Here is a 12,840-nt window from a genome sequence, read left to right on the forward strand (position 1 = left end):
CGACCACGCCAAGCCTCGGGCGGACCAGCGGCCCGACCACGAACGAGCCCAGGTGTCGACCGCGGATGGGGCGACAGGGTGGGAGTTCAGGGGTTACAGGTGGGGGTTAGCGGAGTTGGCTGGTGGAGACCGGGAGGGCGGGGTCGGTGGCTACGGTGAGGTTGGAGGGCTTGGCGCCGCCGGCTATGACGTGGGCGCCGAGGGTGGCGATCATGACGCCGTTGTCGGTGCACAGGCGGGGCTTGGGGACGCGCAGGGTCAGACCGGCTGCGGCGCAGCGGTCTTGCGCCATCGAGCGGATTCGGGAGTTGGCGGTCGCGCCGCCGCCGAGGACCAGGGTGTCCACCCCGACGTCCTGGGCGGCGCGCACCGCCTTCATGGTCAGTACGTCGGCGACCGACTCCTGGAACGAGGCGGCGATATCCGGGATCGGCAGCTCGGCGCCGGTGCGCTGGGCCGCCTCCACGTAGCGGGCCACCGCGGTCTTCAGGCCCGAGAAGGAGAAGTCGTAGCGCGCGTCGCGCGGACCGGTCATGCCGCGCGGGAACGGGATGGCGCGCGGGTCGCCGTGCGCCGCAGCGGCATCCAGCGCGGGGCCGCCGGGGAAGCCCAGATCGAGCAGGCGCGCCACCTTGTCGAACGCCTCGCCCGCCGCATCGTCGACGGTGCTGCCCAGTTCCACGATCGGGTCGGCGAGATCGGTGACGTGCAGCAGATGGGTGTGCCCGCCGGACACCAGCAGCGCCACGCAGGGCGGCATGGGCCCGTGTTCGAGCGTGTCGACGGCGACGTGCCCGCCCAGGTGATTCAGCGCGAACAGCGGGATGTCCCACGCCGCCGCATAGCCTTTCGCGGCCGCCACACCGACCAGCAGCGCACCGGCGAGGCCGGGACCGATGGTGACCGCGAGCGCGTCCGGCCGCGCCACCCCGGCCGCGGACAGCGCCCGGCGCATGGCCGGCACGATCGCCTCCAGATGCGCCCGCGAGGCGATCTCCGGCACCACACCGCCGAAGCGCGCGTGCTGGTCGACGCTCGAGGCGACCTCGTCGGCGAGCAGCTCGCAGGTGCCGTCGTCGCGCCAGCGCACGATGCCGACTCCGGTTTCGTCACACGAGCTTTCGATGCCCATGACGATCATGACACGACCTCTGAATCCTGCGAGATGCCCGCGGCCGGGCCGGGGAATCCGGTCATCGCGGGCCGCCGCATGGTGAACGCGTCGGCGCCGCTGGGCTGGTAGTAGTTCTTGCGCAGGCCGATGATGTGGAAGCCGTGCTTCTGATACAGCGCGATCGCCGCCGCATTGTCGGTGCGGACCTCCAGGAACACCGGCCCACCGCGCCGACCGGCCTCCGACAGCAGCGCCCGCAGCAGCAGCGTGCCGATGCCCCCGCGATGGCATTCCGGATCGACGCCGATCGTATGCACCTCGGCCTCCGGATGTTCCAGCGTGCCGAGCAGCGCGATACCGGCGTAGCCGAGCATGCGCCCGGCCTCGTCGCGGGCCACCAGGTAGCGGTTGTGCGTCCCGGCCAGCTCCGAGTTGAACGCGACCTCGGGCCACGGATCGTCCTCGGGGAACAGCACGGTCTCGAGCTCCACACAGCGCGCGATATCGGCCGGGCCCATCGGCTCGATGCGGATGGCCGGCGGGGTGTGCGTGGTCATCGCACCGCCTGATAGCTGCGTTCGACCGCGTCGGGGCGGCGCAGATACAGCGGCGCCAGCGGCTCCGGGGTGGCCTGGACCAGCAATTCGGCGGCGGCGCAGGACACCAGACCGGCCGGGGACGGGGTCTCCACCGGCAGCACCGGCAGATCGAAAAAGTCGACGTGCGAGGCGGATCCGGCGATGGCGGTGGCGTCGCCGGACTCCAGATCGCCGGGGCGGCACACCTGCGGACCGTCGATGCGGCCGGACTTGCGGTAGCGGGCCCAGTACACCTCGCGGCGGCGGGCGTCGGTGACGACGAGCAGTTCGGCCCGCGCGTCGTCGATCTCGCGCCAGGCGTCGGCGGCGATCGCGTCCAGGCTGCACACCCCGTACACCGGGATGCCGAGCGCGTCGCCGAACGCGGCGGCGGTCGCCATGCCGACCCGCAGCCCGGTGAACGGGCCGGGCCCGATGCCGACGACGACCGCATCGAGTTCGCCGCGCGCCCGGCCCGCAGTCTCCAGGCAAGCCAGAATCTGCGGGGTGAGCACCTCGTTGTGGGCGCGCGCATCCACGGTCACGCGGGACGCGAGGGTGTGGACCTGCGGCTTCGGGTCGGCCTGCTCCAGATCCACCAGCCCTGCTGTAACGGCGGGCGTCGCGGTGTCGACAGCGAGTACAAGCATGATTAGGTCAACGATACCGGTTGGTCACCTGCGGGACGGCACCGCCGCCACCCCGCCGACGTCGCATATTGCGTGCTCGGCAACCTATCGGCAACGGGTTCTTCCCGCGTATTCGTCGGCAAGGCAGTGGTTTCGGTCGAGTCGGGGGCGTCGAGTGCGAAGCGCCACATTCGCCCGATCGATTCTCGCCCGCGCTCCGAGTGGGAACCGTCACACGCCGCACCCCGAGTGCCGGGACCCGAAATCAGGTCGGGCCGACCCATTCCCAGGTGGCGGTGCGGACATCGGATTCGGGCTCGCGGCGCAGCAGCACGCGCAGGTGGCGATCGGTCAGATGCTCGACCACGCCCAGGCCCCATTCGACGACCACGACCGCGTCGGCCAGATCGGTGTCGAGATCGAGCGCATCCAGTTCGTCGAGGTCGCCGCCGAGGCGGTAGGCGTCGACATGCACCATCGCGATCGCGCCCGGATGGGTTCCGGCGCGATGCTGCCGGGCGATGACGAACGTCGGCGAGCTCACCCGCCCCTCGACCCCGAGACCGGCCCCGATGCCGCGGGTCAGCGCCGTCTTGCCCGCGCCGAGCGGACCGTCGAGCACCACCAGGTCCCCGGCGCGCAGTTCGGCGGCCAGCTCGCGGCCCAGGGCCTCGGTGTCCTCGACCGTCGGGAGCACGCGCCGCTCAGCCACGGGCGGCCTCCTTGCTTCGGCGCTGCCCGGCCCCGGCCAGCCCGCCGCGGGCGAACAGGCGATCCAGCGCGGCATTGACCAGTTCCGGGTACTGCAGGTGGACCATGTGCGCGGCGTCGGTGACCCGCACCAGATCGGCGTCGGGCAGTTGCCGCGCCAGCGCCCGGGAGTTGCGGAACGGGATGACCAGATCGTGCACGCCGCCGAGCACCAGCGCCGGGATCGGCGCGAGGGTGGGCAGCGCGGCCGATTCGTCGTGCAGCTCCAGGGCTTTCAGGAATTTCACGATGGTGGCGACCGGGGTGCGGTCGATCATGGTCGTGGTGAAGCGGGACAGCGTCGGGCTCACGTCGCCGTGGAAGGAGCTGACGTGCAGGATCGGCGTGATCACCTGGCGGGCGGCGACGCGACCGACCTGAACCAGCGCCGGGGCGGCGTGCACGGCCACCCGGAACCCGTCGAGCGCCGGATTGCGCAGCAGCTGCGCCACTCCCGCCTCGGACACCTCCGCCGCGGCCGTCGACAGCAGCGCCAGCGCCGCCACCCGGGTCTCGAACAGCGCGCGGAACTGCGCGGCCGCCGCCAGGATCGACATGCCGCCCATGGAGTGGCCGACCAGCATCAGCCGACCGGTCGGCGCGCACTGGGCGATCACCGCGGCCAGATCGCGGCCCAGCTGCGGCACGGTGCAGCTGTCGGTGTCGGGCGCGCCGGAGCGGCCGTGGCCGCGCAGGTCGTAGAACACCATGCGAACGCCGGGGCCCCACAGCTTTTCGAGGTCGCGGCGCTGAAAGTGGAACGACTCCATGCTGTTACAGAAGCCGTGCACGAAAACGACTGTGACCGAGGCGTCTTCGGCACCGGTGACGCGCACCGACAGCTCGACGCCGTCGTCGGCGACGACCGTCACCGCCCGGTCGCGCTCGAGCAGCGTGAAGTCCTCGTCGCGGAGATCGTCGCGCCGGGCGGGCCAGCGCACCGCGGCGCCGATGCGGCGCAACGCGTGTGCCCCGGCGAGCGCGCCCAGCACACCGGCGGTGGCCATGCCGCCGCGCCACGCCGCCGATCGAAGCCCCTGCCGCCGTTCGCAATTCATAGCGCACCCCTTGGCCGTCGTGGATCGCCCACATAGCGTCGCACGACTCGACCGCGGGGGAAACAGACGATCTCGTAGTGGATGGTTCCGAGCAGGTCGGCCCACCGCTGGGGGTGCGGATCGCCGGGCGCGCCGCCGAACAGGACCGCCGGGTCGCCCTCCCGCACCCCGTCGGGATTGTCACCCAGGTCGACCATCAGCTGATCCATGCACACCCGGCCGACGGCGGGGTAGTCCCGCTCGCCGAGGCGGATCCCGATGCGGCCGCCCAGCGATCGCGGCACACCGTCGGCGTACCCGACCGGGACGAGGGCGACGGTGGTGTCGCGCGGGGCGACCCATTCGTGCCCGTAGGAGACGCCCTCTCCCGCGGCGACCGGCTTGACCAGCGCCACCCGCGCCCGGAAGGTCATCGCGGGGCGCAGGCCGAAATCGGAGAGCTCGGGGACGGGTGACAGGCCGTAGACCGCGATGCCGGGGCGGATCATGTCGAAGGCGAGGTCGGGGCGGGTGAGCGCCGCGGCGGAGTTGGCCAGGTGCACCAGGTCGGGTTGCAGGCCGTGGTCCTTGGCGAGGGCGATGGCGTCCATGAAGCGGTCGCGTTGCACGTCGATCGCCGGATGCCGGGGCTCGTCGGCGCGGGCGAGGTGGGAGAACATGGCGCGGAACCGGACCGACTGCTCGGCGACCAGTTCTCGCAGCAGGGTCAGGACTTTCGGGTATTCGGTTTCGGGGATGCCGTTGCGGTTCAGGCCGGTGTCCACCTTGAGGGTCACCGTGGCGGTCCGGCCGGTGCTGCGCGCGGCCCGCTCGACCGCGCGCAGCTGCGCCACCGAGGACACGCCGATCTCGATATCGGCGGCGACGGCGGCGGGGTAGTCGGCGTCGGAGGTGTTGAGCCAGCTCAGAATCGGGGCATCGATGCCCGCGGCGCGCAGGGCCAGGGCCTCGGCGATGGTGGTGACGCCGAGTTCGGCCGCGCCGGCCGCCAGCGCCGCGCGGCCGATCCGCACCGCGCCGTGGTTGTATCCGTCGGCCTTGACCACCGCCATGACCGCGGCGTCGCCCGCGTACTCGCGCAGCGTCCGGACGTTGTGTGCCACGGCATCCAGATCGACGACGGTCTCCGCCTGTGGATCAGCACTACTCACGGTTACCGATCCTGCCACTACCGCTGCGGCTCGCCACGGCCGCGCCGCCATCGCGGGTTGCTTGGAGTGTGCTCCAGCGTGGTCGGCGCGGGTCCGGAGAGTTCGGAGTGGGCGCTCGCGGCGCCGGAGCGGGGCGACCGGGTGGCCGGGACCTGGCGACGGTGGAGGATCTGATCACCAAGTATCCGGACACGTTCGTGCCGCTGCGGCTGGACGTGATCGACCGCGCCGGTGATTTCGCCGCCGTGGCGCAGGCGGCCCGGCACTTCGGGCGGCTCGATGTGGTCGTCGACAATGCCGGTTACGGCCGGTTCGGCATGGTCGCCAGTTCCGGGCGCAGTTCGAGACCAATGTGCTCGGGGCACTGTGGGTGACGCAGGCGGCGCTGCCGATCATGCGAGCGCAGAGCGGCGGGCACATCCTCCAGCTGTCCGGCATCGGCGGAATCATGGCATTCCACGGGCTTTAAGGTTGCGCGGCCCCGGCGTAGATGCGGAGGGTTTGGACGGCGGGGCGGAGATGGTGGAGGAGCGGGGTGGCGGAGATGGGGGCGCCGGGGCCGGGGGCTTGGTGGGCGGCGAGATTGGCGGCCAGGGCGTGGGCTCGGGCGGCGGCCGCGGCGGACCAGGCGGGGGCGCGGCCCGCGGCGAGGAGGGCGCCGAGGACGCCGGACAGGACGTCGCCCGCGCCCGCGGTCGCGGCCCAGGAACCGCCCGCCTCGTTGACGAGCACCGGATGGCCGGGGCTGGCGACGAGGGTGGCTCGGCCCTTGAGCAGCACGGTGAGCTGCCATTCCTCGGCGAGTTTGCGCACCGCCGCCACGCGGTCCGGGCCGGGGTCGTGGCCGGTCAGGCGGGCGAATTCCCCGGCGTGCGGGGTGAGCACGGTGGGGGCCCGGCGGCCGACGACCGGGGCCGGGTCGGCGGCGAGCAGGGTCAGGCCGTCGGCGTCGACGACCACGGGCAGGTCGGTGGCGAGGATCTCCGAAAGGCGTTCGCGGGCGGCGTCATCGGTGCCCGCGCCGGGGCCGAAGACCCAGCACTGCACCCGCCCGGTCGCCGAGATGGACTCGGCGGCAATCACTTCCGGGAAGTGCGCGAGGACCTGGGCCGCGCCGGTTCCGGCGTAGCGGACCATGCCGGAGGTCGCGGCCACCGCTCCCCCGGTGCACAGCACCGCCGCGCCCGGATAGGCGGCGCTGCCCGCGCAGATGCCGGTGACGCCCTGGCTGTACTTGTCGTCGTGCGCGCCCGGGATCGGCCAGCCCGCGCCGATCGACACCGGTTCCAGCGCAGCGAGATTCGGCTCCGGCAGCCGTAATCCGATGGGTACCAGCTCGATTCGGCCGCACCGGGATGCCGCGAGCGCGTGCACCGGCTTGTAGGCGCCGAAGGCGACGGTGACCTCGGCGCGCACCGCCGGGCCGTCCACCGCGCCGGTGTCCGGGTCGACGCCGCTGGGCAGGTCCGCCGCCACGATCGGAACCCGCACCGCCGCAACCAGTTCCGCGGCCCGCGGGCGCAGCGAACCGCGGCCCGAGATACCCACGATGCCGTCCACCACCAGATCGGGCGCGGCCAGTTCGTCGCGCACGCGGCCGCCGGTACGGCGCAGGGCCGCAAGACCTTTCGCGTGCGCACGGTCCGGGGAGAGCAGGACGGCGGAGACCGCGACGCCGCGGCGGCGAAGCAGGGACCCCGCGAACAGCGCGTCGCCCCCATTGTCGCCGGACCCGACCAGCAGAGTCACGCGACGTCCGGCGATCCCACCGGTGCGCTCGCGCAGTTCCGCGGCGACCACACCGGCCAGCCCGTAGGCGGCGCGCTGCATGGGAACCCCCGCAGCCACCCGCCCGAACAGCTCAGCCTCCGCCGCCCGCACCTCATCGGCGGTGAAATATCCACGCATCTCCGCTGCCATCGCTCGCCTCCTCCACGGCCGTCTCCGCCCGATTCTGCACATTACGCCGGGGGATCCCGGCCAAAAGCATGCCGGGAGCAAGAGGAGAGGCACACCAGGAGCAAGAGGAGAGGCGCGCCGGGACCAAGTGGAGGGGCGCGTCGGGGCCACCGGCGAATTGGTGGCCATGGTTGCGGGATAGGGTGGGGGGTATGTCGGCTGGCGCACACTGGGGGGCGGGTTTGCGGGTCGGGTTGGGGGCCTTGGTTGTGGTTGTGGGGGTGTTGGTCGGTGGGTGTGGTTCGGGGGGAACGAAATCCGCGCCTTCGACGACTTCGGTGGCCGGGGGTTCGGGGGGCGCTGCCTCTACTGCTCCGGCTTCGGCGGTGACTGTCGAGGTCGACAAGATGGCGTTTTCACCGGCTTCCGTGACCATTCCGGTGGGTGGGACCGTGACGTGGAAGTTCTCCGATCGGGTTCCGCATGCGGTGCAGGGGATCGGGGATTCGGCCATGGGGATCAATGGGCCGATCGTCACCAAGGGCGAGTGGAGTCATAGCTTCAGCGTTGCCGGGACGTATCGGTATCTGTGCCCGCTGCATCCGGAGATGCGCGGGACCGTCATCGTGCAGTAGGCGCGGTCGGTCAGACCGGGCGGTACTCGCGGGAGCGGGTGCCGCGGGCCGAGGTGTTGAGGGCCTCGACCGCGGCGACCAAGGGGGCCAGTTCGGAGTCGGCGGCGGCCTGGCGGAGGGCGCCGGTGAGGGCGTCGTCGTGGGTGGGGCGGGCCTCGGCGAGCAGGGTCAGGCCGTCGGGGGTGACGTCGGTGTAGATGCCGCGGCGGTCGTCGGGGCACAGGTAGCGCTGTAGCAGGCCGCGGTCCTCGAGGCGGGTGACCAGGCGGGTGGCCGCGCTCTGGCTCAGCGCCACCGAATCGGCGACCTGATTCATCCGGAGGTGGCCGCCGGGGCCGTCGTGCTGACGGCTCAGCACCACCAGCAGCGAATACTCGCGGACGCTGAGCCCGTGTCCGGCCAGTGCGCGTTCGATGTGCGCCTCGATGCGGTCGTGTAGCACCGACAGCGCGTACCAGCCGTCGGCCAGGCCGGTCAGCGCGGCGTCCGCGGTCATGGATCCTCCTGCGTACGGGGTTGCGACACCCAGGGTACCCCGCGCGTGAAATATGACGCTCTTGCATATAATGCGCGTGTGCAATTATTGTCGACGCTCGTAATGAGCATCCGCAATGAGCGGATCGACTCCCAATGACATCAGGTGGAGGCACACTCATGCCGCTCGCACTGCTGGCCCTGACCGTCGGGGCCTTCGCCATCGGCACAACGGAATTCGTGGTCGTCGGCCTGCTGCCGGGCATCGCCGGCGCATATTCCGTTTCGATACCGGTGGCCGGTTGGCTGATCACCGGATACGCGCTCGGCGTCCTGGTCGGCGCGCCGATCATGATCGCGCTCGGCACCCGCGTCGCGCGCAAGCGCATGCTGCTGATCAGCCTCGCCCTGCTGATCGCGGGCAATATCCTGTCCGCTGCCGCACCGAATTTCGGCCTGATGCTGACCGGGCGGGTCGTCGCCTCGCTGGCGCACGGCGCGTTCTTCGGCATCGGCTCGGTGGTGGCGGGCAGCCTGGTGCCGCCACAGCGGCGGGCGGGCGCGATCTCGCTGATGTTCGTCGGGCTGACGGTCGCCACCGTGGCGGGGGTGCCGCTGGATACGCTGCTCGGTCAGCATTTCGGGTGGCGGCTGGCATTCGCGCTGGTGGCGGTGGCCGGGGTGGTCGCCTTCGCGGGTGTCGCCGCGCTGGTGCCGGATCGACCCGCGCCGCAGGGCGCGCGGCTGCGGCACGAGCTGGCCGTGTTCACCAATCCGCAGGTGCTGCTGGCGATGGCCATGACGGTGCTGGGCTTCGGCGGCGTCTTCGCGGCCACCACCTATCTCGCGCCGATGATGACCGAGGTCACCGGGTTCGCGGAGAGCTCGGTCACCTGGATCATGGTGCTGTTCGGCCTGGGCTTCCTGATCGGCAATCTGGTCGGCGGCCGCTTCGCCGACCGGCACCTGATGCCGATGCTGTATCTCACCCTCGGCGGCCTGGCGATCGCGCTCGGCCTGTTCACCGTCACCGCGCACAACAAGATCACCGCGGGCATCACCGTAATGCTCATCGGCGCACTGGGATTCGCCACCGTGCCGCCGCTGCAGAAGCGAGTCCTCGACCACGCCGCCAGCGCCCCCACCCTCGCCGCGGCCCTGAACATCGGCGCCTTCAACCTCGGAAACGCCTTGTCCGCCTGGCTGGGCGGACTGGTCATCGCCGCCGGTTACGGCTACACCGCACCCAACTGGGTCGGCGTGGCGCTGTCGGGCACCGCGCTGGGTCTGGCGGTACTGTCCGGCGCGCTGGAGCGGCGCACGCGGGCTAGTGGCGAACCTCTTGTGGCAGTGGGTAATTGAGGGCTCGAGTAGGCCCCGGCCAAAAGCATGCCGGGGCCAAAGAGTGAAAGCATGCCGGGGCCAACGAGTGAAGGCACACCGGAGCCGACGAGTAAAAGCACACCGGAGCCGACGAGTAAAAGCACACCGGAGCCAACGAGTAAAAGCACACCGGAGCCAACGAGTAAAAGCACACCGAGGCCAACGAGTAAAAGCACACCGAGGCCAACGAGTAAAAGCACACCGAGGCCAACGAGTAAAAGCACGCCGAGGCCAACGAGTAAAGGCACACCGGGCCGACGGGTGAAGGCACGCCGGGGCGGGGCACGTCTCCTGTACCCGGCCGCATCCCGTTAGGGGTGCGGGTGGGTTATTCCACCGTGACGGACTTGGCCAGGTTGCGGGGCTTGTCGATGTCGTAGCCGCGGGCCTGGGCTACCTCGGCGGCGAAGATCTGGAGGGGGACGGTGGACAGTAGGGGCTGGAAGAGGGTGGGGGCGGCGGGGATTTCGATGAGGTGGTCGGCGAAGGGGCGGACGGTGTCGTCGCCCTCCTCGGCGATCACGATGGTGCGGGCGCCGCGGGCCTGGATCTCGCGAATGTTGCTGAGCAGCTTGGAATGCAGCACCGCGCGGCCCTTGGGCGAGGGCATCACCACGATGACCGGCAGGCCCTCCTCGATGAGCGCGATCGGGCCGTGTTTGAGCTCGCCCGCCGCGAAGCCCTCGGCGTGCATGTACGCCAGCTCCTTGAGCTTGAGCGCGCCCTCGAGCGCCACCGGGTAGCCGACGTGGCGGCCCAGGAACAGCACCGTCGACTGGTGCGCGAACCGGCGGGCGACCGCACGCACCTGCGGCGCGGTCTCGAGCACCCGCTCGACCAGCTTCGGCATGGCCTCGAGCTCGCCGAACTCGCGCGCCACCTCGTCCGGGTACTTGGTGCCGCGGGCCTGCGCGAGGGCAAGTCCGACAAGGTAGTTCGCGGTGATCTGGGCGAGGAACGCCTTGGTGGAGGCGACGCCGATCTCGGGGCCGGTGCGGGTGTAGAGCACGGCGTCGGACTCGCGCGGGATCTGCGCGCCGTTGGTGTTGCAGATGGCCAGCACGCGCGCCTTCTGCTCCTTGGCGTGCCGCACCGCCTCCAGCGTGTCGGCGGTCTCGCCGGACTGCGAGATCGCCACCACCAGCGTCGACCGGTCCAGAACCGGGTCGCGGTAACGGAACTCGCTGGCCAGCTCCACCTCGACGGGCAGCCGGGTCCAGTGCTCGATCGCGTACTTGGCCAGCAGGCCCGCGTGATACGAACTGCCGCAGGCGACCACGTACACCTTGTCGAATTCGCGCAGTTCCTGATCGGCCAGCCGCTGCTCGTCGAGCACGATGCGGCCGTTCGCGAAATGCCCCATCAGCGTGTCGGCCACGCCGGACGGCTGCTCCTCGATCTCCTTGAGCATGAAGTAATCGTGGCCGCCCTTCTCGGCCGCGGCCAGATCCCAGTCGATGGTGAACGGGCGGGTCGCAACGCCGGTGGCGCCGTCGAAGTCGGTGACCGTGTAGCCGTCGGCGGTGATCACCACCGCCTGGTCCTGGCCCAGCTCGACCGCCTCGCGAGTGTGCTCGATGAACGCGGTCACGTCGGAGGCGATGAACATCTCGCCCTGACCGACGCCCACCACCAGCGGGGTCGAGCGGCGCGCGGCCACGATCGTGCCCGGATGGTCGGCGTGGGTGAACACCAGCGTGAACGCGCCCTCCAACCGGCGCAGCACCGACAGCGCGCTGCCGACGAAGTCGCCCGCGGTCGGGCCGGTGGCGTAGACGCGCGCCACCAGGTGCACCGCGACCTCGGTGTCGGTGTCGCTGCGCAGTTCGACGCCCGCCTCCTCCAGTTCGCGGCGCAGCGGGGCGAAGTTCTCGATGATGCCGTTGTGCACGACGGCGACCGTGCCGGTGCCGTCGCGGTGCGGGTGCGCGTTGCGGTCGGTCGGGGCGCCGTGCGTGGCCCAGCGGGTGTGTCCCATGCCGGTGCTGCCGGCGAAGGCGTCGATGCCGGTCTCGGCGAGTTCGGCCTCCAGATTCGCCAGGCGACCGGCCTTGCGCTCCACCGCGATCGAGCCCGCGCCGTCGAGAATCGCCACACCCGCGGAGTCGTATCCCCGGTATTCCATGCGGCGCAGCGCGTCCACGACGACGCCGAGCGCGTCCCGGTATCCGACGTACCCAACGATTCCGCACATGGGTCCCCACCCTACTGGGAGCGGACGCGCATGCGAATCGGACAGTATGGTGCCGAATGCCGGGCGAAACGCCGTAAGACGGCGCTCTCGAGTTAAGTTCGAGGTCGTGTCGGCGTCTGTGAAATCGCTCCTGAGCTCCCTGACCAGCCCGGGCCCGCATCGGGTCATGCGCGGCAACCTGGCCATCGCGGGGCAGCCCGGCGTGGTGTGCACCCCGGAAAACGGCCTCAACCTGCCCGCAGTCGCCTTCGGGCACGGGTGGCTGACCGGCGTCGGCAACTATCGCAAGCTGCTGGAACACCTGGCGTCCTGGGGTTTCGTGGCCGCGGCCCCCGATACCGAGCGCGGGCCGATCCCGTCACACCTGAATCTGGCCGCCGATCTGCTCACAACGCTGGACATCTGCGCGGGCGTGCGGCTCGGTAGCGGCGCGATCAGCGTGCATCCCGACCGGTTGGCGCTGGCCGGGCACGGGATGGGCGCGGGCGCCGCGGTGATCGCGGCGGCGCAGCGCCCGGTCGCCGCGGTCGCGGCGCTGTTCCCGGCCCGCTCGGCCCCCGCCTCGGAATCGCTGGCCCCCGATATCGACGCCCCCGCCCTGATCCTGGTGAGCCCCGAGGACATCGACTCGGCGACCTCCAACGCCCTCTCGCTGGCCACCGCCTGGGGCGGCCCCATGGTGCTGCGCGCCCTCGACAAGGGCTCCCACAACGGCCTGATCGAGGGCCGCCGCGCCCTCGCCGCCCTCGGCGCCGGTAAATACGAGCCCCGCACCGCCCGCCTCACCCGCGCCCTGCTCACCGGCTACCTCACCTACCAGCTGCTCGGCGACAAGAAGTACAAGCCCTTCGCCGACCCGGAGGCGATCCTCCCCCACACGCAGGCGATCGACCTGGAGGCCCTGGCCGAGAAGGAGCCGGAGCGACCGTCGAAACTGCAACTGCTGCAGGCGGTTCAGTCGCTGCGGAAATAGGG

12 protein-coding genes and 1 pseudogene are annotated in these 12,840 nt (G+C 71.2%); 4 read left to right on the top strand and 9 right to left on the bottom strand.

The window, feature by feature from the left end:
- Positions 1 to 106: 106 nt before the first annotated feature.
- The 6 genes from tsaD to alr all read right to left on the bottom strand — a co-directional run bounded on the left by tsaD (position 107) and on the right by alr (position 5,331).
- The gene (gene tsaD / locus HPY32_RS11525; RefSeq protein ID WP_067581624.1) at positions 107 to 1,141 is read right to left on the bottom strand and encodes a tRNA (adenosine(37)-N6)-threonylcarbamoyltransferase complex transferase subunit TsaD; all 1,035 of its coding nucleotides are present in this window, start codon (positions 1,139 to 1,141) and stop codon (positions 107 to 109) included.
- Positions 1,138 to 1,671, bottom strand: a complete 534-nt coding sequence (gene rimI, locus HPY32_RS11530) for a ribosomal protein S18-alanine N-acetyltransferase (protein ID WP_067581621.1) — start codon at positions 1,669 to 1,671, stop codon at positions 1,138 to 1,140. The genes tsaD and rimI overlap by 4 nt, the downstream gene beginning before the upstream one ends.
- Positions 1,668 to 2,342 (bottom strand): tRNA (adenosine(37)-N6)-threonylcarbamoyltransferase complex dimerization subunit type 1 TsaB, encoded by a 675-nt coding sequence (gene tsaB, locus HPY32_RS11535; RefSeq protein ID WP_067581618.1) that lies wholly within the window; start codon positions 2,340 to 2,342, stop codon positions 1,668 to 1,670. Before tsaB ends, rimI begins: the two co-directional genes overlap by 4 nt.
- A 244-nt stretch (positions 2,343 to 2,586) precedes the next feature.
- Positions 2,587 to 3,108 (bottom strand): tRNA (adenosine(37)-N6)-threonylcarbamoyltransferase complex ATPase subunit type 1 TsaE, encoded by a 522-nt coding sequence (tsaE, locus tag HPY32_RS11540; RefSeq protein WP_082870868.1) that lies wholly within the window; start codon positions 3,106 to 3,108, stop codon positions 2,587 to 2,589.
- Positions 3,026 to 4,129 carry an alpha/beta fold hydrolase gene (locus HPY32_RS11545; protein WP_067581612.1) on the bottom strand — a complete coding sequence of 368 codons (1,104 nt, stop codon included), beginning with the start codon at positions 4,127 to 4,129 and terminating at the stop codon, positions 3,026 to 3,028. The genes tsaE and HPY32_RS11545 overlap by 83 nt, the downstream gene beginning before the upstream one ends.
- Positions 4,126 to 5,331, bottom strand: coding sequence for an alanine racemase (alr, locus tag HPY32_RS11550; RefSeq protein ID WP_067581609.1), 1,206 nt, complete (start codon positions 5,329 to 5,331; stop codon positions 4,126 to 4,128). The genes HPY32_RS11545 and alr overlap by 4 nt, the downstream gene beginning before the upstream one ends.
- A 6-nt stretch (positions 5,332 to 5,337) precedes the next feature.
- On the opposite strand from alr, the pseudogene HPY32_RS11555 reads away from it, so the two are divergent.
- Positions 5,338 to 5,737 (top strand): annotated as a pseudogene (locus HPY32_RS11555) (SDR family NAD(P)-dependent oxidoreductase); the annotation flags it as partial.
- A gap of 8 nt (positions 5,738 to 5,745) precedes the next feature.
- Here the strand turns inward: HPY32_RS11555 and HPY32_RS11560 are convergent.
- Positions 5,746 to 7,188 (bottom strand): NAD(P)H-hydrate dehydratase, encoded by a 1,443-nt coding sequence (locus tag HPY32_RS11560; protein WP_171982964.1) that lies wholly within the window; start codon positions 7,186 to 7,188, stop codon positions 5,746 to 5,748.
- A gap of 203 nt (positions 7,189 to 7,391) precedes the next feature.
- Between HPY32_RS11560 and HPY32_RS45655 the strand changes: the two genes are divergently transcribed.
- A complete protein-coding gene (locus tag HPY32_RS45655) occupies positions 7,392 to 7,814 on the top strand; it encodes a plastocyanin/azurin family copper-binding protein (protein WP_171982832.1) in 423 nt (140 codons plus the stop codon).
- Between the two features lie 10 nt (positions 7,815 to 7,824).
- On the opposite strand, the gene HPY32_RS11570 is transcribed toward HPY32_RS45655, so the two are convergent.
- Complete coding sequence (locus HPY32_RS11570) at positions 7,825 to 8,310, bottom strand: MarR family winged helix-turn-helix transcriptional regulator (protein ID WP_067581601.1); 486 nt, start codon at positions 8,308 to 8,310, stop codon at positions 7,825 to 7,827.
- A 158-nt stretch (positions 8,311 to 8,468) separates the two neighbouring features.
- On the opposite strand from HPY32_RS11570, the gene HPY32_RS11575 reads away from it, so the two are divergent.
- Positions 8,469 to 9,650 carry an MFS transporter gene (locus HPY32_RS11575; RefSeq protein ID WP_067581598.1) on the top strand — a complete coding sequence of 394 codons (1,182 nt, stop codon included), beginning with the start codon at positions 8,469 to 8,471 and terminating at the stop codon, positions 9,648 to 9,650.
- Between the two features lie 349 nt (positions 9,651 to 9,999).
- Here the strand turns inward: HPY32_RS11575 and glmS are convergent, their stop codons facing one another.
- Positions 10,000 to 11,865 (bottom strand): glutamine--fructose-6-phosphate transaminase (isomerizing), encoded by a 1,866-nt coding sequence (gene glmS / locus HPY32_RS11585; RefSeq protein WP_067581595.1) that lies wholly within the window; start codon positions 11,863 to 11,865, stop codon positions 10,000 to 10,002.
- A gap of 106 nt (positions 11,866 to 11,971) precedes the next feature.
- On the opposite strand from glmS, the gene HPY32_RS11590 reads away from it, so the two are divergent.
- Positions 11,972 to 12,838, top strand: coding sequence for a dienelactone hydrolase family protein (locus tag HPY32_RS11590; protein ID WP_067581592.1), 867 nt, complete (start codon positions 11,972 to 11,974; stop codon positions 12,836 to 12,838).
- The last annotated feature ends 2 nt before the right edge of the window (positions 12,839 to 12,840 follow it).

Origin of the sequence: Nocardia terpenica, assembly GCF_013186535.1 — a bacterium.
GTDB classification, from domain to species: Bacteria; Actinomycetota; Actinomycetes; order Mycobacteriales; family Mycobacteriaceae; genus Nocardia; species Nocardia terpenica.

Excerpts from the sequence above, each read along its gene's own strand:
- HPY32_RS11545 (WP_067581612.1), bottom strand. The coding sequence starts at position 4,129 with ATGAATTGCGAACGGCGGCAGGGGCTTCGATCGGCGGCGTGGCGCGGC.
- tsaE (WP_082870868.1), bottom strand. The coding sequence starts at position 3,108 with ATGCCGCGCTGGATCGCCTGTTCGCCCGCGGCGGGCTGGCCGGGGCCG.
- rimI (WP_067581621.1), bottom strand. The coding sequence starts at position 1,671 with ATGACCACGCACACCCCGCCGGCCATCCGCATCGAGCCGATGGGCCCG.
- HPY32_RS11575 (WP_067581598.1), top strand. The coding sequence starts at position 8,469 with ATGCCGCTCGCACTGCTGGCCCTGACCGTCGGGGCCTTCGCCATCGGC.
- HPY32_RS45655 (WP_171982832.1), top strand. The coding sequence starts at position 7,392 with ATGTCGGCTGGCGCACACTGGGGGGCGGGTTTGCGGGTCGGGTTGGGG.
- tsaD (WP_067581624.1), bottom strand. The coding sequence starts at position 1,141 with ATGATCGTCATGGGCATCGAAAGCTCGTGTGACGAAACCGGAGTCGGC.
- glmS (WP_067581595.1), bottom strand. The coding sequence starts at position 11,865 with ATGTGCGGAATCGTTGGGTACGTCGGATACCGGGACGCGCTCGGCGTC.
- alr (WP_067581609.1), bottom strand. The coding sequence starts at position 5,331 with ATGGCGGCGCGGCCGTGGCGAGCCGCAGCGGTAGTGGCAGGATCGGTA.
- tsaB (WP_067581618.1), bottom strand. The coding sequence starts at position 2,342 with ATGCTTGTACTCGCTGTCGACACCGCGACGCCCGCCGTTACAGCAGGG.
- HPY32_RS11570 (WP_067581601.1), bottom strand. The coding sequence starts at position 8,310 with ATGACCGCGGACGCCGCGCTGACCGGCCTGGCCGACGGCTGGTACGCG.
- HPY32_RS11560 (WP_171982964.1), bottom strand. The coding sequence starts at position 7,188 with ATGCGTGGATATTTCACCGCCGATGAGGTGCGGGCGGCGGAGGCTGAG.